The following is an 18,891-nucleotide window of genomic DNA, read 5'->3' as shown; positions in this document are numbered from 1 at the left end:
ACACCTCAGTCCCGGTCACGGCGGCGGTACCGGACCGCGCACGGTTGCGCGAGCTGCACCACCATCTTGGAGTGGTCGTTGCGGTAGGTGTCGGACGGCTGGGCGAGCTCGAATTCGAAGTCGCGCAGCAGAACCGAGAAGATCGCTTTGAGCTGCATGAGCGCGAAAGCCGCGCCGACGCAACGGTGCCGGCCGGCACCGAACGGAATCCATGTCCACCTGTTGACGATGTCTTCCTGGTTGGGATCGATGTACCGGCCGGGATCGAACGCATCCGGATCGGGAAAGTCCTCGGCGATGCGGTTGGACACCGCGGGCGTCGCACCCACGAGATCGCCCTCCCGGATCTTGTATCCGGCCACTTCGAAGTCGTCGCATGCCACGCGGAGCAGCAGAATCAGGGGCGGATGCAACCGCAGGGTCTCCTTGAGGACCGCTTCGAGCACCGGGATCTGGCGGAGCGCGTGGAAACTCACGTCGGCACCGTCGGCGTAGAGCGTGTCCAGTTCGTCGGTCACCTGCTCGAGGTACTCGGGATGCCGTAGCAGTTCGATCAACGCCCACGCGGCCGTGCCCGACGTGGTGTGGTGTCCGGCGAACATCATCGAGATGAAGATGCCGGTGATCTCGTCGGCGCTGAACCGCTCGTGCCCTTCGTCGTCCTTGATCGAGACGAGGACATCGAGCATGTCGCGATCCTCTTTCCCCTTCGGCGGGTTCGCGATACGGCCGGTCATGATGTCCTGCACGAGGGCGACGAGGCCACGTCGTGCTTCGTCACGCCGCCGGAAACTCTCGATGGGTGCATAGGGATCGACGAAAGCGAGAGCGTCGGTTCCCTTTTCGAGGTCGTGATAGAGGTGGGCGAAGCGGTCGTCGAGCTGGTCGCGGAACTTCTTGCCGATCAGGCACGCGGACGAGGTGTAGATCGTCAGCTCGGCGAAGAACTCGAGCAGGTCGATCTCGCCTTCGTCGCCCCAGCCGGCGATCATGTCCTGTACTTCTCGGTCGATGGTCGCCGCGTGGCCCTTCATCTGTTCACCGCGCAGCGCCGAGTTGTGCAGCATCTCCTTGCGCCGCTCGGGGCTGGCATCGAACACGACGCCCTCACCGAAGACCGGCTTCATGAACGGATAGGCGGCCTGCTGGTCGAGTTCCTCGTCCGCGGCACGGAAGAAGAACTCGTTCGCTTCGGCTCCGGAGAGCAGCACGACTTTCTTGTCGGCGAGCTGGAAGACGCCCACGTTTCCGCACTCGTCACGAACGCGCCGCATGAGGGCGATCGGGTCGGTCCGCAATTCTTCGAGGTGGCCGTGCTCGTGCTCGCCACCGGACACCCGTGTGGGTTCGACGATCGTGGTCATCAGGAATCCTTCTTCAGTGGGGCCTCGGGCTGAACTTCGATGAGCACGATGTGGGCGCCACGCGGTGCCGAGACGACCGCCACGGCCGCGTCCGCGATGTCCGACGCCCGGAGGAAGTACGGGTGCCGGGCGAGCCCCCATTTGGTCCAGTCGTTCAGCAGCGGTTCGAGGATTTCCGCGGGTGCCGTCATTCCGGCCGCGGTCTGCGTGGGTCCGGGACGCACCACCGACGCGCGCACTCCGGTGCCCTCGAGTTCCATGCGCATCTCCCGCGCGAGCGCTTCGAGACCGGTCTTGGCCGCGACGTAGGCGCCCATCCACGGACGTGCCACGTCGGCGCAGTCGGACCCGATCACGACGAAATCACCGCGCCGGCGTTCGATCATGCCGGGTATCACCCGGTGGGCGAGCCGCTGAGTGCCCATGAGGTGCACGCTGACCTGGAAGGCGAATCGGTCGGGGTCCATCTCGTGGGCAAGCGAGAAATCCATGTCGCCGGCACCGGACACGACGATCTCGGTGGGGCCGAGTGCGTTCTCGGCCGCGGCGACGAACTCGTCCACCGACTCGGTCGAGGACACGTCGAGCCGATGGGCGAAGGCTTCGCCTCCTTCGCCGCGGATCTTCTCCGCGACGGCCTCGCACTCGTCGACGCGGCGAGCACCGAGAGCGACAGGATGCCCGAGTTCGGCGAGGGCGTACGCGGTGGCGGTGCCGATACCGGAGGACGCTCCGGTGACGATCGCCGGGCGACGAGAGGGGTGGGGTTCGAATCTAGGCATGTCGATCGGTGACCTTCATGGGCAGGGCGGCGAAGCCTCGGACGTTGGTGGAGTGCACACGCTCGCATCTGTCGAAGTCGACCTCGTAGTCGGCGACCCGGCGTGCGAACTGCCCGAGCGCGATGTTCGCCTCCAGTCGGGCGAGGTGCGCGCCGAGGCAGAAGTGCACGCCCCCTCCGAAACTCGCGATCTTCTGGGAACTGCTCCGGCCGATCCGGAACGTGTCGGCATCGTCGAACACCTCCGAGTCGCGATTGGCGGACCCGATGAGCAGGAGCACCTTGTCACCGGCGCCGATGGTGGAGCCGTGCAGGTCGATGTCCTCTGCGGCGGTGCGCGCGACGAGTTGGCTCGACGTGTCGTACCGCAAAGTCTCCTCGACCCATTCCGGCGCCCGGTCGGGTTCGGACAACACCCGTCGCACTTCCGTCTTGTTGTGCGCGCCCCAGAACATGGCGTTGCCGAGCAATTTCGTGGTGGTCTCGTTGCCCGCGACCACCATCAGGAACATGAATCCGATGATCTCGTCGTCCGACAGCCGGTCGCCGTCGATCTCCGCACCGAGCAGAGCCGAGGTCAGATCGGAGGTTTCCTTCGCGCGGCGCTCGGTGATCATCTGTGCGTAGTAGCCGACGAGATTCAAGGACGCGTCCATGGCGGCGACGGGGACGTCGAGAACGCCCTCCTCGCGGTGCACGACGAGGTCGGCGAGCCTGCGGATCTCGGCGCGATCGGACTTGGGAACGCCCATGAGTTCGGAGATCACGTCCATCGGCAGCTTGCCGGCGACCTCGGAGATCCAGTCGAACTCCCCTGCCCCCAAAGCGGGTTCGAGATATTCGAGGGTGAGTTCGAGTATCCGGCCTTCGAGATCCGCCACACGGCGCGGCGTGAAGCCCTTCGAGACCAACTGGCGCATCCGCATGTGCCGCGGGTCGTCCATCGCGAGGAAGGACATCACCTTGTGGGCGTTGGGCCCGTACGCCGACGGATCCAGCGAGACGCCGTTGGCACTCGAGAGCCGGGTGCCGTCACGGAACGCCGCAACCACGTCGGCGTGGCGAGACAACGCCCAAAATTCCAGGTCGGGGTTGTAGTACAGCGGCGCTTCCTCGCGCAGCCGGCGGTAGGTGGGGTACGGGTCCTCGTGGAACGAGTAGTCGTACGGGTTGAAGGTCGGCGGGTCGAGCGATGAGGACTCCAGGGAGGCCTGAATCATGGATCACTCCAGTAAAAGTCGGGCTGAGACTTCCAACCTGTCGGCGAGCTTTTCGTACGTGCCGTAACCCATACCGGCGCGCACGAGGGCACCGGCGTAGAGCAGTTCGAGTGCTTCGAGTTCGTCGGGGTCGGCGCCGGGTCCGAGCGCGGCGGAGAGCCGCTCCCGGATCTCGAGACCGATTCGTGCCCGCAGATGCTCGACGTCCGGATCCTGGCCGAGCAGCGCGCTGGTCACCGCGGCCGCCAGTTCCGGTTCGCCGGCCATCAGCAGCGCGATCCCCCGGAGCACTGCCGACACCCGGTCGGCTCGGTTCCCGTCGGCCTGCCCCGGTGCCGGCTCGACGGCCGCCTCCGTGGCGAGCCGCCGCCAGAACACCTCGGCGACGAGATGCTCTTTCGACGAGAAGTACGTGTAGGCGGTCGCCGGTGCGACACCCGCACGGGAGGCAACCATCCGGACTGTCAATCCTGCGAATCCCTCTTCGCGCAACACCTCGACCGCGGCCTGCGTGAGGCGCTGCACGGTATCGGCCTGCCTCTCGGTCAGACGGCGGCGAGTCGATTCGAGATTCACATTTCTGGACACGTGTCTGGACATTACTACGGCAGGTCGGGTCCGGCAATGCCGATACTGGGCGGTACGCACCGAATTCGTCACCCGCGCGGGTGGATCCGCACGGGCATGGCCTTGACCCCGTTGATGAAGTTGGACCTCAGCCGTCGCACCGGCCCTGCGGATTCGACACGGTCGAGGCGCGTCGCGAGCGTCTCGAACATCACCCGCAGTTCCAGACGGGCGAGATGCGCTCCGACACAGAAATGGACCCCGCTGCCACCGAAGGCGACGTGCGGGTTGTGTTCCCGGCCGATATCGAAGACCTGCGCGTTCTCGAACACGTCCTCGTCGCGGTTCGCACTGGGGTAGTACACGACCACCTTGTCGCCGCGCTCCACCGCCTGGCCACCGATCGACGCCGGACAGGTGGGGGTGCGACGGAACGCCACTACGGGAGTCACCCAGCGCAGGATCTCCTCCACCGCGCTGTCGATCAACTCGGGCCGGTCCTGGAGTCTGCGCCATTGCTCGGGATGGTCGATGAAGGCCTGCATACCGCCGGTGATCGCGTTGCGGGTGGTCTCGTTGCCCGCGATCACGAGGAGCACGAAGAACATGTCGAACTCCACCTCGGACAGCGTGTCGCCGTTCTCGTCGGGACGAACGAGCGCGGAGACGATGTCGTCGCGTGGCTCCGCTCGCCGTCGGGCGGCAATCTCGTTGGCGTACAGGAAGACCTCTGCTGCGGCGAGCTCACCGTCCTCCTGCGTGCTCCCGTATTCGGGGTCGTCCCAGCCGATCATCCGGTTCGACCACTCGTAGAGTTTGCCGACATCCTCGGTGGGTGCCCCGAGCAACTCGGCGATCACCTCGAGCGGCAGCGGCGCCGCCACCGTCGGCACGAAGTCGACGACGGCACCGTCCCGTCCGGCTTCGACGACCTCGTCGACGATCCGGTCGCACACCTCTCGGATGTGCGCCTCGAGCGTCTTGACCATCCGCGGCGTGAAGCCACGACTGACCAGTTGCCGCAGGCGGGTGTGGTCCGGGGGATCGAGATTGAGGAGCATCGCGGCCTGCTTGAGGCGCGTTTCCTCGTCGAAGTCGTCGACCTGGGTGGTTCCCAGTGCCGACGAGAACGTGCTGCTGTCGCGGGAGACAGCGACGACGTCGGCGTGCCGGGTGACGGCCCAGAAACCGGCACCCCCCTCTTCCGGCTGCCGCGGCACCGGGCAGACGCGGCGGAGTTCGGAGAAGTACGCGTGGGGAATCCCCTCGAGGTAGAGATCGGGGTTCTTGAGATCGATGCGGGAGGTGGTCATGCCCTTACCCTCGTCCGGATATACGAATGTGTGTCGCACTTAAACTACAGATCTTCGTTTGATGCGGAAGACCCTTAGACTAAGTTCATGGCACGCGACAATTCCCGGCCCGTCCGGCGGCGCACCCTCACGCGCGAGAAAGTTGTCGCCACAGCGCTCGACATCGTCGAGGAACTGGGCTGGGAGCAACTCACGATGAGCACCCTGTCGGCTCGCCTGGGCATCGTCGCGGCCTCGCTGTACAACCACGTGCGCAATCTCGACGACGTGCGGTCCGCCGTCCAGGTCCGCGCCATGACCGATCTGGGCCTCCACCTGCGTGAGGTGGCGATGGGCCGGAGCGGACTCGCCGGCCTGCGTGCCCTGATCGATGCCCACCGGGCATGGGCCGTCGAGCATGCCCGACTGTACGGCGCCCTGACCGCCGCACCGGTCGACCGCGACGCGCTCGTCGGCGCCGCACTCGACGCGAATGTCGCGCTGCGGACCATGCTGTCCTCGTGCGGAGTCCCGGCCACCGAATCGCTCGAGGTCGCCATCAGCATGTTCGCAGCGCTGCACGGCTTCGCCACGCTCGAGGGGAGCGGATTCCTCGGTGACGAACTGGACCTCGACCAGATCTACGACACCGTGGTGCGGGGCGTTCTGGCAGGAGTTCCCGCCACGGGCACGCACACGGGCTGAGCGAACCGTAGGCTGAATACGGCCGTTGTCGGAGGGAGGGTCCCATGGCAACCATCCGCTCCCTCGGAGATCTGGTGTCACCGCTCGGCGGCACGATCAACGTGGCGAACGTGATCATGCAGTTGGCTCTGCCGGGGGTTGGTCAGGGTGTCGTCGACAGCGCGGTGGACTCCGGTCGAGCCGACCTGCATCCGGTGAAACGCGCCCGGACCACCGGCGCATATCTGGCGGTCGCGGTCTTCGGCAACGACGACGATCGTGCGTATGTCCGGGAAGCCGTGCGCCGCATCCACTCCCAGGTCACGTCCGCTCCGGGAGCCCCCGTTGCGTACAGCGCCAACTCTCCCGTGCTGCAGTTGTGGGTCGCGGTGTGCCTGCTCACGTACTTCGTGGACCAATACGAATTGCTGCACGGGCCGCTGAGCGAGGACGAATTCCGGCGCGTACTGCGCGACGGCGCGAGTCTCGGCACCACCCTCAACGTTCGCCCGGAGTCCTGGCCCACCACGCGGGAGGAGTACGACGAACTCTGGCGCGCAGGCGTGGACAGCATCTCGATGAACGACGACGTCCGCACCTATCTCACCCACCTGGCGGAACTCAGTTTCCTCGAAGTACGGCTGGGACGCCTCGGCCGGGTCATCCACCGCGTGTTCGGTCGTTCCTTCGAGTTCGTCACCCGTGGAGCACTCCCACCGGAGTTCCGGGACGTCATGCACTACGAGTGGACCCTTGCGGACCAGCGCAGATTCGATCGCTATCTGGCGAACCTCCGCACGATGCATCGGTGGACACCGTGGGTGTGGCGACTGCCGTGGCAGGCCTACCTGCTCGACATGCGACTGCGGCGCCGCCTCGGCCTGCCCGTGTTCTGATCCGCGCGCCGCGGCGCCGGCAGTACGGACGAACCCCGGATCAGACGAACCCGGCGATCTCCTCCGGCGTCCACGGCGGAGACGTCTCGTGGTCGCGCCAGGCGAGCAGGTCCGGCGCCTGCTTGCCGAACCGCCCGACGAAACACCCCGAGCCGGCGAAGATCCCGCCCGTCGACGAGGACAGCGCACTCGCGAGAAACACGTAGAGAGGTGCCACGTACTCGGGCGGAGCCGGATTGCGGGACGCCTCGTACGCCACGTCGTCGAGCAGACCCCGCTCGTGCAGCCGCGTGAGGTGTCGCGCGTAGTCGTCTCCCGTGGACAGCCGTGTGCGTGCTCCCGGGCACACGACGTTGGCGCGCACGTCGTGCTCGCGCAGTTCGGCCGCGATCGCCAGGGTCAAGCTGTTCACCGCGCCTTTTCCCGCGGGGTATCCCGTTCCGCCGTAGTCGCCCAGAAATGCGAACGAACCCGTGTTGACGATCGCACCGCCGCCTTGTTCGACGAAGTACGGAGCGAGGACCCGGCACGTCCGGAAGGTGCCCGTGAGATGTGCGTCGATCAAGTCGTGCCACTGACGGTCGTCGATGTCGAGGATGGACGAGCCGGCCGGTTCCGCGGTACCGGCGCAGTTGACGAGCGCGGCCACCGACCCGAATGCGGCCAGTGCGGTGTCGAGCAGTCGTTCCGCGACCCCCGGTTCGGCGGCAGATCCCGCCACGCCGACCGCCCGCGCCCCGGCTGCCACCATCTCGTCCACGGTCGTCTCCACCGCACCGGGGTCCCGGCCGTTGACCACGACCCCGGCCCCTTCCGTCGCGAACCGCTGGGCGACGGCACGGCCGATCCCCCGGCTCGACCCGGTCACGATCACAGCCTTGCCGGCCAGGCCGGTCGAATTCGGCTCTCCCATAAGTTCTCCCGTTTCGGCCATTGCGTCGTACAACTGCCCGAACTATAGTCCAGACACCTGTCCAGAACCGAGGGAACGTCTGATGACACTTCGCCCCACCGACAGCTCCACACTCCTGATCGACGGAAAGCTCGTACCCGGAAGCGGCGGCACCTTCGAGGTGTTCGACCCGAGCACCGAAGAACTGCTCGGAAAGGCCGCCGACGCCACCTCCGCCGACATGGACGCCGCGATCGAGGCCGCACGACGCGCGTTCGACGACACCGACTGGTCGCGCGACCACGCGTTCCGTGCCCGGTGCCTGCGGCAGTTGCGCGACGCACTGCGCGGACACATCGAGGAACTGCGCGAGATCACCATCGCCGAGGTCGGGGCTCCCCGCTTCCTCACCTCGGCCGCCCATCTCGAAGGTCCCGTCGACGACCTGCTCTTTTTCGCGGATCTCGCCGAGAACTATTCCTGGAAACAGGATCTCGGCAACGCCGCGCCCATGGGCATCCCCACGCATCGCTACCTGCTCAAAGAAGCCACCGGCGTGGTCGGTGCGATCACACCGTGGAACTTCCCGCACCAGATCAACTTCGCCAAGATCGGGCCCGCGCTCGCCGCGGGAAACACCGTCGTTCTCAAACCCGCCCCCGACACGCCGTGGTGCGCAGCCCTGGTCGGAAAGATCCTCGCCGAGGAAACCGATTTTCCGCCCGGGACGCTCAACATCGTGACCTCGAGCGATCATCTCCTGGGCGCACAACTGACCGAGGACCCGCGCGTCGACCTGATCTCGTTCACAGGTTCCACCGCGACCGGCCGATCCGTGATGCGGTCCGCCGCCGACACCCTCAAAAAGGTGTTCCTCGAACTCGGCGGCAAATCGGCGTTCCTCGTGCTCGACGACGCAGACCTGCGCAGCGCCTGCTCGATGGCCGCATTCACCGTGTCCACGCACGCGGGTCAGGGGTGCGCCATCACCACCCGGCTCGTCGTCCCCCGCGACAAGTACGACGAGGCCGTGGCCGCCACGGCGAAAACGATGCGTACCCTGCGTCCGGGCGACCCTCGCGACCCCGGCACCGTCTGCGGACCGTTGATCTCCGAGCGCCAGCGTGCCCGCGTCGAAAGCTACCTGCGGCTCGCTGTCGAAGAAGGCGGCACGATCGTGGTCGGAGGCGGCCGGCCGGCCGAACACGCACGCGGGTTCTTCGTCGAACCCACTCTGATCTCCGGTCTCGACAACCGATCCCGGACGGCGCAGGAAGAGATCTTCGGTCCCGTGCTCGTCGTGATTCCCCACGACGGGGACGACGACGCGGTGCGCATCGCCAACGACTCCCCCTACGGCCTGTCGGGCGCGGTATACGGCACGGATCCCGCGCGCATCGCCCGTGTCGTCGCCGGGGTGCGCACCGGAACCCTCGGCGTCAACGGCGGCATCTGGTACGCGGCCGATGCCCCGTTCGGCGGCTACAAACAGTCCGGAATCGGCCGGGAGATGGGCGTCGCCGGCTTCGAGGAATACCTGGAAACCAAGCTGGTCGCGGAGCCCGCGAGCTGATCGCCGCACCCTCACAGAATCGAAAGGACCGACAGCATGGGCAGATTCACGGACCGCACGGCGATCGTCACCGGTGCAGCACAGGGCATCGGCGAGGCATACGCCCGCGCGCTCGCGGCCGAAGGCGCGAACGTCGTGGTTGCCGATCTCGAAGCCGAACTCGGTGAGCAAGTCGCCAAACAGATCATCACCGACGGCGGCAACGCGACGTTCGTGCCGGTCGACGTATCCGACCCGGTATCCACCGAGGCACTCGCGGCCTCGACCGTCGAGAAGTACGGCCGCATCGACCATGTGGTCAACAACGCCGCCATCTACGGCGGCATGAAACTCGACCTACTGCTCACCGTGCCCTGGGACTACTACAAGAAGTTCATGAGCGTGAACCTCGACGGTGCCCTCAACGTCACCCGCGCTGTATGGCCGCACATGTCGGCCCACGGCGGGTCGATCGTCAACCAATCGTCCACCGCCGCATGGTTGTACTCCGGCTTCTACGGACTCGCCAAAGTCGGAATCAACGGACTGACCCAGCAACTCGCGGTGGAACTGGGCGGGTCGAACATCCGTATCAACGCGATCGCACCGGGCCCCATCGACACCGAGGCGACCCGCAGCACCACACCCGCGAAGATGGTCGCGGACATGATCAAGCATCTGCCGCTCAAGCGAATGGGCACCCCCGACGACCTCGTCGGCATGTGCCTGTTCCTGCTCTCCGACGAGGCGAGCTGGGTGACCGGCCAGATCTTCAACGTGGACGGCGGACAGGTGATCCGCTCGTGAACACTTCCGAGAACATCAGGATCGGGTACGTCGGCCTCGGCAACATGGGCGCACCGATGGCCCAGCGTCTCCTCGGCCGTCCCGGCGGGCTCACCGTCCTCGACACCCGTGCCGAGGCCGTCGCACCGTTCGTCGACGCGGGGGCCACCGCCGCGGCGGACCCGGCAGAACTCGGTGCGTCGTGTGATCTGATCTCGGTGACCGTGCTCGACGACGCGCAGGTACGCGAGGTCGTCGCGGGCGGGAACGGGCTCTTGTCCACCGCGCGACCGGGAACCGTGATCGCGGTGCACTCGACGATCTCCGATACCACCGCCACCGAACTCGCCGCCGAGTGCGCCGAGCGCGGGGTGGATCTCGTCGACGCGCCGGTCAGCGGTGGTGCACCCGGGGCCCGCAACGGCACGCTCGCCGTGATGGTCGGCGCGACGGACGAGGCGTTCGCCAAGGTTGCCGAACCGTTCGGGCACTTCGCCGAGGTCGTGATCCACGCCGGTCCGGTGGGAGCGGGCACCCGCATGAAACTGGCGCGCAATCTTCTGCACTTCATCTCCTTCACCGCCGCGACCGAGGCTGCGCGGCTCGCGGAGGCAGCCGGGATCGATATCGCGGAGCTCGGCAAGGTCGTCCGCCACACCGATGCCATCACCGGCGGCGCCGGAGCCATCATGTGGCGCGACAGCACCTCCCAGCTCGACACGGGTGATTCGTGGTACCCGATCTTCTCGCACGTCCGCGACCTCGGCGAAAAAGACCTGTCGCTCGCGCTCGAACTCGGCGAGCGCCTCGGGGTCGAATTGCCACTCGCCACAAGAGCATTGACCGGGCTCGGGTCCGGACTCGGTGTCGGTACCGGCAGCGCCGCCCATTCCTACGCCAGCGAGGAGCACGCATGACCGACGACACCCGCCGCCGCGGACTCGAGATGATGACCAAGGTCTACGGCTGGGAGATGCAGGACGGTCCGGGAGACCACTTCGCGGTGACAGCAGACCACCTCTTCGCCGACATCTGGTCCCGGCCCGGACTGAGCATCCGGGATCGCAGACTGCTGCTCCTGGGCGCCCTCACCGCGCAAGGACTCACCGATGTCGCCGAGATCCAGATCGGTGCGGCTCTGCACAACGAAGAACTGGACGAGGAGCAACTCAAGGAAATCGCGCTGTTCCTCTGCCATTACGTGGGGTGGCCGCTGGGCACCAAACTGGATTCGACGATCGGGAGCGTGCTGCACAAGCGGCGCGCATCGAACCGGTCGTGAGCGCCACCGGCCGGGCCGCTGCGACCCCCGAGTTCCCGGAGCTCGGGTTCTACGGCCTCGCCGGGCACTCCCCCGAACCTCGCGACCTGCTCGACGAGGTTCGTCACGGTGAACAACTCGGCCTCGGGTCGGTGTTCCTGTCCGAGCGATTCGACACCAAGGACGCCGCGGCGCTCGCCGGTGCGGCCGCGGCGGTGAGCGAGACGATCGGAATCGGCACCGCCGCAACGAATCCTCACACCCGGCATCCCCTCGTCACGGCGACGATGGCGACGACCCTGCACCGATTGAGCGGGGGTCGGTACGCCTTCGGCCTGGGACGCGGATTCGATGCACTCTTCGACCTCATGGGCCTGCCGCGCGTCACGTCCGCCGGGCTGGAAGATGCAACCGAAATCCTGCGCGCGCTCTGGAACGGCGAGGCGGTCGCGGGGCACGACGGACCCGCCGGAGCGTTTCCGTATCTACGCCGGATCTCCGAAGGGTCCGACCGTATTCCGATCCTCATGGTCGCGCTCGGCGACAGGACCCTCGACCTCGCCGGACGAATCGCCGACGGCGTCGTCCTGCACACCTTCTTCACCGACGCCGCCGTCGCCCGTGCCGTGAAGATCATCCGCGACGCGGCTGCGGCGGCCGGGCGAGACCCCGCCGCAGTGCGGGTCTGGTCGGTTCTCGCAACGGTCGAGGACTCGATCTCCGGAGACCGGCAACAGCGGATGCTGGTCGGCCGTCTCGCCACCTACCTGCAGGGATACGGCGACGTCCTGGTGCGAGCCAACGGATGGGATCCCGGCGTGCTCCGGCGGTTCCGCGACGATCCCGTCGTGCGCGATCACCGTGGACCGTTCGATGCGGCCGGCAGCCCCGCGGTTCTGCGGCACGTCCGCGCCCTCCTGCCGGAGGAGTGGATCGCTGCCTCCGCCACCGGAACCGCCGGACACTGCGCCGCGCGCATCGCGGACCAGTTCGATGCGGGCGCCGACAGCGTGATCCTGCACGGCGCAACCCCGGCGGAACTCGCACCCGTGGTGGCAGCATGGAGCACAGTACGCACGCCGGAGAACCACTCGCGGCTGCCCGCCAATCCCGGATGGAACGCCCGATGATCTCGCCTCCGCCCGACCCGGCCCTGATGCTCGACGTCGACGAGCTGACCCCGGAGCGATTGGGGGCTGCCCTCGGAAGCGCGGTGCACTCGGTACGGTCCGAGCCGATCGGTACCGGCCAGATCGGCCGGTGCCTGCGGCTCACGCTCACCGGCGACGAGATACCGGCCTCGATCGTGGCAAAACTTCCCGCGGCCGATCCGGGAACACGAGCGATGCTGGCCGGCGCCTACCGTGGCGAAGTCCGGTTCTACACCGACATCGCAGACTCGGTGTCGGTCTGCGTGCCGGTCTGCTATTACGCAGCACTCGGCGACGGCGGCGATTTCACGCTGCTACTCGAAGATCTCGCGCCCGCACAGCAGGGCGACCAGGTCGCCGGCTGCACCCCGGCGCAGGCGCACGACGCGGTGCGAAACCTCGCAGGTCTGCACGGGCCCCGCTGGTGCGACCCGACCCTCCTGGAACTGTCGTGGGTCGGGCGGACCGGCCAGGACGAAGCGCAGGTGCTCGCCGAACTCTACGGCCCGGCGCTGGAGACGTTCGCGCACGATCTGGGTGAACACGTCTCGAGTCGAGATCGCGCCACACTACGCGATTGCGTCGAGGTCACGGAGCGGTGGATCTGCGCACGACCGGAACGGTTCGCACTGGTGCACGGCGATTACAGGCTCGACAACCTCCTGTTCCCCCCGGTCCCGGACACGGGCGTGATCGCAGTGGATTGGCAGACACTCACAATCGGGCTTCCCGCCCGCGACCTCGCCTATTTCGTGAGCACCTCACTGACCCCCGAGTTGCGACGGGAGCACGAGTGCGACCTCGTGGCGACCTACCACCGGGCACTGCTCGGTCACGGAGTCGAGAAATACAGCCTGACGGACTGCTGGGACGACTACCGTTTCGCGATGCTCCAAGGCCCTCTGGTTACTGTCTTCGGCTGCGCGTACGGCACTCGCACCGACCGTGGTGATCGGATGTTCGCAACGATGGTCGCCCGGGCGTGCACCGCGATCCGCGACCTCGACAGTCTCACCCTGGCGGCCCACACCTCCGGCTGAGGCAGCATCTCGGTAAGGTTGCGCACCGGACACCGCAGTTCGCGAACGGACGGAGACCCCGATGACCCGCACCAGCTTGCCCCGTGAGGTAGTCGAACTTGCCGAAGCCACTCCGGGTTTCATGCCGGAGGACGAAGGAACTGCGCTGCACGACGTGGCTCTGCGTTACCTCGGCGACGGGGTCGGCGTCGAGATCGGCACCTATTGTGGCCGGTCGACGGTCTACCTCGGCGCGGCGGCGCGATCGACCGGGGGCACGATCGTCACGATCGATCACCATCGTGGTTCCGAGGAACACCAGCCCGGATGGGAGTACCACGATCCCGCGCTGGTCGACGACCATACCGGCCGCATCGATACCGCCGGACGATTGCGGCACACACTCGCCGACGCGGACCTCGAATCACACGTCGTGGCCGTGATCGGCACTTCGCCTCGGGTGGCGGCATTCTGGCGCACGCCCGCACGCTTCGTCTTCATCGACGGTGGACACAGCAGCGCCGCCGCCCAGGCCGACTACGAGGGATGGTCACCGTGGGTGGAGGTCGGCGGCGCATTGATCATCCACGACGTCTTCCCCGACCCGAAGGACGGCGGCCGGCCGCCGTACGAAATCTACTGTCGCGCAGTGGAGAGCGGGGAATTCACCGAGATGCCCGCGACGGGAACGCTGCGCGTGCTCGAACGCACCGGAGGGACCGTCGGAGTCCTGCCCGGTCGCTAGAGCAGCGGGACGGCCGTCAGACCAGGACCGGGCAGTTCTCCGTGCAGCGGTCGGCACCCGCGACGTGCGTGGGTGCCGCCGCGTCCCGGAAGACCCCGTTTCCCCGTGTCGTCCGCGACAGTGCGTCGGCAGCCAGGATCACCGCCGCACTGGTCCACGAACTGACCTCGACCGGCCAGCGTTTACCGTCGCTGTAGACGAGGCCGGTCCAATACGAGCCGTCGGGATCACGGAGATGCTGCATGGCAGCGAACAATTCGTGCGCACGCGCGCTGTCGCCCAGGCAGTCCAGCGCGAGGACCAGTTCGCAGGTCTCGGCGCCTGTCACCCACGGACGGTGGTCGACGCAGCGAATTCCCAGGCCGTCGACGACGAAGTCCGACCAGCGTTCCCGGATCCGTTCGTGTGCGTCGGGTCCGCGGACGGCACCGCCGAGGATCGGGTAGTACCAATCCATCGAGAACTCCGGCTTGGGAGTGAACACCTCGGGATGCCGTCGTACGGTGTGTCCCAGCCGGAACGACGCCACTTCCCATTCCGGCTGCGGGTCGCCGACGAACTCGGCGAGACGCATTCCGCACTGCAAGCTCTGGTGGATACTCGAACACCCGGTCAGCAATGCTTCGTCGAACATGCCCCCCGGACCGCGGGCCCACGAGATCGAACCGTCCGGACGTTGCATGTCGACGACGAGATCGAGTGCTCGCCGGACGGTCGGCCACATGTGTTCGACGAAGTTGCGGTCGCCGGTGACCAGATGGTGGTGCCACACTCCCACGGCGATGTAGGCGGTGAAGTTGCTGTCGACGTCCTCGCCGTCGGCCACTCCCCGATCGAACCGGACCGGCAACGACCCGTCGGGCCGCTGCGTGTCCCGGAGCCAGTGGAAAGCGGCATCCGCTTCGTCGCGCAAGCCCGTCACGGTCAGCGCCATCGCCGACTCGACGTGATCCCACGGATCGGTGTGGCCGCCCGGAAACCACGGAATCGCGCCGGAAGACTCCTGCATCCGGGCGATGGCCCGCCCGGTCGCGAGGCACTGTTCCTGGGACAGCACCCCCGGCACGGAGGGAATCATCGGCAGGCGGGTATCACTGGGCGGCACCGGAAGCACCCGGTTTGCGGAGGTAGAACACCACGCTCTTGCCGATGACCGGGTCGAGCAACTTCTCGGCGGTCCTCGTGATCCACGGACCTTTCATCAGGTCCCACACCAGCATCCGGTGGTACGCCTTCGTCAGCGGGTTGTCGTTGTTGTCGACGCCCACAGCGCATTTGAGCCACCAGTACGGAGCGTGCAGGGCATGAGCGTGCCCGGTTCCCGACACCTTCAGACCGGCGGCAGTGAGCTTCGCCGCGAGTTCGTCTGCCTTGTAGATGCGCACGTGTCCGCCCTCGACTTCGTGGTACGCGTCGGACAGCGCCCAGCACACCTTCTCGGGGAACCAGCGCGGCACCGTCACCGCGGCGACGCCGCCCGGCTTGAGCACCCGCACGAGCTCGGCGATGGCGCGTTCGTCCTCGGGCACGTGCTCGAGGACCTCCGAGATCAGAACGATGTCGAACGACGCGTCCTCGTACGGCAGTGCGAGCGCGTCACCGACCTCGGCGCGGGCGAGAGTTCCCTCGGGGACCTGGCCCTCGAGTTCCATGGCAACGAACATGTCGGCAACCGCCTTCATGTCGTCGGCACTGCGATCGAACGCCACCACATCCACGCCGCGTCGATACAACTCGAAGGAGTGCCGGCCGGCGCCTGCTCCGATATCGATGGCGCGTTGCCCGGGCTCGATCCCCAGCCGGTCGAAGTCGACGGTCAACATCAGTTGGTCCTTCCTTCACGTGCGGCGATCGCCTGCTCGTACACGCTCGCGGTCTGTGCAGCCACCGCGGCCCAGCTGTACCGGTCGAGCACTCTCGCGCGGGCCTTCGCTCCGAGCTGCTCCCGTGCGCCGGGATCGTCGAACAGTCCGGCCAGCGCTCCCGCCAGTTGTGCTGCGTCTCCGGGCTCCACGAGGACGCCCGCGTCACCCACCACCTCGGGGATCGCTCCGGCGCGACTCGCCACCAGCGGTGTGCCACACGACATCGCTTCCACTGCCGGCAGCGAAAAGCCCTCGTAGAGCGAGGGAACCGCCGCGACTTCCGCAGATGCCAGCAGTGCCGCCAGCTCGGCGTCCTCGATTCCCGAGACCGTGCGCACCACGTCACCGATGGCAAGGGCGTCGATGAGCCGCTCGGTGGCCCCTCCCGGGGCCAGTTTCGAGACGAGGACGAGTTCGACCTCGCGCTCGGTTCGCAGTTTCGCGACGGCCTCGAGCAGCGTCGGCACTCCCTTGAGCGGAGCGTCGGCGCTCGCGACACACACGATCCTGCCCGCGACCCGGGGCGTCGACGGCGGTGCGAACAGTTCCGTGTTCACGCCGAGCGGGATCGTGTGGATCCGATCCGCCTCGATCCCGAACGCCGCACGGATGTCGTCGGCCGAGTTCGCCGACACCGTCAGCAGGGAGCCGATCTTCCGGGCCACCCGCTCCTGCATGCGGAGAAAGCCGTACCAGCGGCGCAAGGTGAGCTTCCGGCGCCAACTGCTCGCCGACGCAAGATCGAGTTCGCGATCGCGGGTGATCGGATGGTGGATCGTCGCGACGAGCGGGAACTGCTCGGCGATCTTCAACAGCCCCGATCCGAGCGACTGGTTGTCGTGTACGACGTCGAAGTCGCCGAGCCGGGTGCGCAGAAGCCGGGCAGCACGCAGGCCGAACGTCCGGGGTTCCGGGAAGCCCGCCGTCCACATCGTCGCGACCTCGAGGACATCGATGAGATCGCGGTACTCACCGGGACGGGGCGTACGGAACGGATCGTCGTCGCGATAGAGGTCGAGACTGGGGACCTTGGTGAGAGTCACCCCCGGATCGAGTTCCGGATAGGGCTGACCGGAAAACACCTCCACCGTGTGACCCTGCGCGACGAGTTCGCGGCTGAGATGCCGCACGTAGACCCCTTGGCCCCCACAGTGCGGCTTGCTCCGGTACGACAACAGAGCTATGCGCACATTCCACCTCGGGTTGGTTCGAACGGACGTGGACCGGACGGACACCTGGCCGTCGGGCCGCGTAGAGCACCCTAGAACAAGTTCCGTCGTGTCACGATAGCGGCACGAACCGGATCGGACCGTCCGGCGGTATGCGAGTGGGACGGACGACGACAAGGCGAAGGCCCGGTATCCGTAGATACCGGGCCTTCGCCTGATGCGACCCTGACGGGACTCGAACCCGCGACCTCCGCCGTGACAGGGCGGCGCGCTAACCAACTGCGCTACAGGGCCATGAAAGAACCCCAACGGGGTTCCCATAGCAGGACCCACCGCACGCGGTGGGTCCTCGATATGTAATTGAGCGGTTGTTTGCCGGACAACCTCTGTGGCCAGGGCCGGGATCGAACCGGCGACCTTCCGCTTTTCAGGCGGACGCTCGTACCAACTGAGCTACCTGGCCGGACGGCACCCGAACCGAATGCCAATCGCTTGCGTTGAGCGACCCTGACGGGACTCGAACCCGCGACCTCCGCCGTGACAGGGCGGCGCGCTAACCAACTGCGCCACAGGGCCATACATATTCAGTTCTTTCACCAAAGTACTGCACACTTCGACAGAATCGAAGCGTACCCCCTACGGGATTCGAACCCGCGCTACCGCCTTGAAAGGGCGGCGTCCTAGGCCGCTAGACGAAGGGGGCCCGATCGGATCTCTCCGAACCGCACCCTCAACGGGTTTTGCGTTTCCGTTGGGAGCTTGGACAGCTTATGCCACGGCATTCGAGAATCACAAATCGCCAGGTCACGCCACTATTCGGTGTTCGGACGGGCACTCGGCCAGCCACGCTCGCGCCACCGCGCGAGCCAGTCCTCGGACGCTGTCGCTTCCAGGGGAATCTCGAGGCAGCTCTCGAACCGTGAGCGCACATCCACACCCGGCGCGGTGAGGTCGGCGAGATAGCGCTGGCCGGCGAGCGACGAACCGACGGCGCCGACGAACCGCCGCAGATCCACGCCGGGCCGGAACAGCCCGAGGTCCTCGGCCTCCTCCGCCAGCCGGTAGCCGGCATGCCCCCACACGGAGGTTCCGCGCAACTGCGCCTCGTCGACGAACTCCGGGTCGATGACGAGACGGAACTCGGCCGCGATGATGACATCGTTGTGGAGCGCCTCTCCCAAATCGCAGATCATCCCGTGGAGCCGCTCGAAGGGATCGAGCTCGGAAAAGCCGACCCACCTGTCGACGATGGCGCGGTAATGGTCGAGCCCCTCCTCGAGTACCGCGCGCGCAAGGTCTTCCTTCGACTTGAAGTGGAAGTACATCGCGCCCTTGGTGGCGCCCGAGTGCTCGAGGATCAGATTGATCGACGCCGCGGCAAATCCCCTCTTGGCGAATTCGGCGGCCGCCGATTCGACGATCGCGGCCCGAGTACGCCGGGCACGCTCCTGCTGAAGTGGCATGGGGAATACAGCCTTCCGAGTACCGGTCAATTCCCCCCTTCACCCAACTTTAGACTGCTCCGGCACGTCAGGGGGCAGGTAGCCGGAGCGGGAGCACCCGTTCTCGCGGGACGGCCCGGGACGGCTTTCCGGCACTGCGCCCGAGAACACACCGGGTGGTATTCTTTTTCCGGCTCGGGTGCGA

Annotated in this window: 19 protein-coding genes and 4 tRNA genes; 9 read left to right on the top strand and 14 right to left on the bottom strand. The window is 66.9% G+C overall.

The features are described 5' to 3' along the window. Positions 1 to 5 precede the first annotated feature (5 nt). The 5 genes from ACLQ3J_RS15055 to ACLQ3J_RS15035 form a co-directional block, all read right to left on the bottom strand. Positions 6 to 1,364: a cytochrome P450 gene (locus ACLQ3J_RS15055; RefSeq protein ID WP_169621245.1), complete on the bottom strand. Its 1,359-nt coding sequence runs from the start codon at positions 1,362 to 1,364 to the stop codon at positions 6 to 8. Then, complete coding sequence (locus ACLQ3J_RS15050; protein WP_169651931.1) at positions 1,364 to 2,146, bottom strand: SDR family oxidoreductase; 783 nt, start codon at positions 2,144 to 2,146, stop codon at positions 1,364 to 1,366. The genes ACLQ3J_RS15055 and ACLQ3J_RS15050 overlap by 1 nt, the downstream gene beginning before the upstream one ends. Further along, positions 2,139 to 3,365: a cytochrome P450 gene (locus ACLQ3J_RS15045; RefSeq protein WP_206036964.1), complete on the bottom strand. Its 1,227-nt coding sequence runs from the start codon at positions 3,363 to 3,365 to the stop codon at positions 2,139 to 2,141. Before ACLQ3J_RS15045 ends, ACLQ3J_RS15050 begins: the two co-directional genes overlap by 8 nt. Positions 3,366 to 3,368: 3 nt before the next feature. Beyond that, a complete protein-coding gene (locus ACLQ3J_RS15040; RefSeq protein ID WP_169621414.1) occupies positions 3,369 to 3,941 on the bottom strand; it encodes a TetR/AcrR family transcriptional regulator in 573 nt (190 codons plus the stop codon). Positions 3,942 to 4,021: 80 nt separating this feature from the next. Beyond that, entirely contained in the window at positions 4,022 to 5,245 is a 1,224-nt protein-coding gene (locus ACLQ3J_RS15035) for a cytochrome P450 (RefSeq protein ID WP_169651932.1), read from the bottom strand. An 87-nt stretch (positions 5,246 to 5,332) separates the two neighbouring features. Here ACLQ3J_RS15035 and ACLQ3J_RS15030 point away from each other — a divergent pair, with 87 nt between their 5' ends. After that, positions 5,333 to 5,929, top strand: coding sequence for a TetR/AcrR family transcriptional regulator (locus ACLQ3J_RS15030; protein WP_169651933.1), 597 nt, complete (start codon positions 5,333 to 5,335; stop codon positions 5,927 to 5,929). Positions 5,930 to 5,973: 44 nt separating this feature from the next. Then, the gene (locus tag ACLQ3J_RS15025; protein WP_169651934.1) at positions 5,974 to 6,804 is read left to right on the top strand and encodes an oxygenase MpaB family protein; all 831 of its coding nucleotides are present in this window, start codon (positions 5,974 to 5,976) and stop codon (positions 6,802 to 6,804) included. 40 nt (positions 6,805 to 6,844) lie between these two features. Here the strand turns inward: ACLQ3J_RS15025 and ACLQ3J_RS15020 are convergent, their stop codons facing one another. Beyond that, positions 6,845 to 7,717 carry an SDR family NAD(P)-dependent oxidoreductase gene (locus ACLQ3J_RS15020; protein ID WP_425903744.1) on the bottom strand — a complete coding sequence of 291 codons (873 nt, stop codon included), beginning with the start codon at positions 7,715 to 7,717 and terminating at the stop codon, positions 6,845 to 6,847. An 82-nt stretch (positions 7,718 to 7,799) separates the two neighbouring features. On the opposite strand from ACLQ3J_RS15020, the gene ACLQ3J_RS15015 reads away from it, so the two are divergent. The 7 genes from ACLQ3J_RS15015 (at position 7,800) to ACLQ3J_RS14985 (ending at position 14,210) form a co-directional block, all read left to right on the top strand. Then, positions 7,800 to 9,269: an aldehyde dehydrogenase gene (locus tag ACLQ3J_RS15015; RefSeq protein ID WP_296551374.1), complete on the top strand. Its 1,470-nt coding sequence runs from the start codon at positions 7,800 to 7,802 to the stop codon at positions 9,267 to 9,269. Between the two features lie 36 nt (positions 9,270 to 9,305). After that, on the top strand, positions 9,306 to 10,055 hold the full coding sequence (locus ACLQ3J_RS15010) for an SDR family oxidoreductase (protein ID WP_169651937.1): 750 nt from the start codon (positions 9,306 to 9,308) through the stop codon (positions 10,053 to 10,055). Continuing rightward, positions 10,052 to 10,951, top strand: a complete 900-nt coding sequence (locus ACLQ3J_RS15005) for an NAD(P)-dependent oxidoreductase (protein WP_296551372.1) — start codon at positions 10,052 to 10,054, stop codon at positions 10,949 to 10,951. Before ACLQ3J_RS15010 ends, ACLQ3J_RS15005 begins: the two co-directional genes overlap by 4 nt. Continuing rightward, positions 10,948 to 11,316, top strand: a complete 369-nt coding sequence (locus ACLQ3J_RS15000) for a carboxymuconolactone decarboxylase family protein (protein WP_169621254.1) — start codon at positions 10,948 to 10,950, stop codon at positions 11,314 to 11,316. The genes ACLQ3J_RS15005 and ACLQ3J_RS15000 overlap by 4 nt, the downstream gene beginning before the upstream one ends. Continuing rightward, complete coding sequence (locus tag ACLQ3J_RS14995; RefSeq protein WP_169621255.1) at positions 11,313 to 12,425, top strand: TIGR03857 family LLM class F420-dependent oxidoreductase; 1,113 nt, start codon at positions 11,313 to 11,315, stop codon at positions 12,423 to 12,425. The genes ACLQ3J_RS15000 and ACLQ3J_RS14995 overlap by 4 nt, the downstream gene beginning before the upstream one ends. Continuing rightward, the gene (locus ACLQ3J_RS14990; RefSeq protein WP_425903742.1) at positions 12,422 to 13,486 is read left to right on the top strand and encodes a phosphotransferase; all 1,065 of its coding nucleotides are present in this window, start codon (positions 12,422 to 12,424) and stop codon (positions 13,484 to 13,486) included. Before ACLQ3J_RS14995 ends, ACLQ3J_RS14990 begins: the two co-directional genes overlap by 4 nt. A gap of 61 nt (positions 13,487 to 13,547) precedes the next feature. After that, positions 13,548 to 14,210, top strand: coding sequence for a class I SAM-dependent methyltransferase (locus ACLQ3J_RS14985; protein ID WP_425903741.1), 663 nt, complete (start codon positions 13,548 to 13,550; stop codon positions 14,208 to 14,210). Between the two features lie 16 nt (positions 14,211 to 14,226). On the opposite strand, the gene ACLQ3J_RS14980 is transcribed toward ACLQ3J_RS14985, so the two are convergent. The 8 genes from ACLQ3J_RS14980 to ACLQ3J_RS14945 all read right to left on the bottom strand — a co-directional run bounded on the left by ACLQ3J_RS14980 (position 14,227) and on the right by ACLQ3J_RS14945 (position 18,707). Beyond that, positions 14,227 to 15,288, bottom strand: coding sequence for a prenyltransferase (locus tag ACLQ3J_RS14980; RefSeq protein ID WP_425903740.1), 1,062 nt, complete (start codon positions 15,286 to 15,288; stop codon positions 14,227 to 14,229). A gap of 13 nt (positions 15,289 to 15,301) precedes the next feature. After that, positions 15,302 to 16,033, bottom strand: a complete 732-nt coding sequence (locus tag ACLQ3J_RS14975; protein ID WP_169621259.1) for a class I SAM-dependent methyltransferase — start codon at positions 16,031 to 16,033, stop codon at positions 15,302 to 15,304. Next, complete coding sequence (locus ACLQ3J_RS14970) at positions 16,033 to 17,265, bottom strand: glycosyltransferase family 4 protein (protein ID WP_425903738.1); 1,233 nt, start codon at positions 17,263 to 17,265, stop codon at positions 16,033 to 16,035. The genes ACLQ3J_RS14975 and ACLQ3J_RS14970 overlap by 1 nt, the downstream gene beginning before the upstream one ends. Positions 17,266 to 17,464: 199 nt before the next feature. Beyond that, positions 17,465 to 17,538: transfer RNA gene (locus tag ACLQ3J_RS14965), tRNA-Asp, on the bottom strand. Between the two features lie 95 nt (positions 17,539 to 17,633). Further along, a tRNA-Phe gene (locus tag ACLQ3J_RS14960) sits at positions 17,634 to 17,707 on the bottom strand. 39 nt (positions 17,708 to 17,746) lie between these two features. Further along, positions 17,747 to 17,820: transfer RNA gene (locus tag ACLQ3J_RS14955), tRNA-Asp, on the bottom strand. Positions 17,821 to 17,874: 54 nt separating this feature from the next. Continuing rightward, positions 17,875 to 17,947: transfer RNA gene (locus ACLQ3J_RS14950), tRNA-Glu, on the bottom strand. A 109-nt stretch (positions 17,948 to 18,056) separates the two neighbouring features. Then, a complete protein-coding gene (locus tag ACLQ3J_RS14945; RefSeq protein WP_425903737.1) occupies positions 18,057 to 18,707 on the bottom strand; it encodes a TetR family transcriptional regulator in 651 nt (216 codons plus the stop codon). Positions 18,708 to 18,891: the final 184 nt, after the last annotated feature.

Origin of the sequence: Rhodococcus sp. DT1 (genome assembly GCF_049844875.1) — a bacterium.
Taxonomy (GTDB): domain Bacteria; phylum Actinomycetota; class Actinomycetes; order Mycobacteriales; family Mycobacteriaceae; genus Rhodococcus.
Note: the sequence above shows the minus strand (reverse complement) of the source record. Positions and strands in the feature narration are given on the sequence as shown.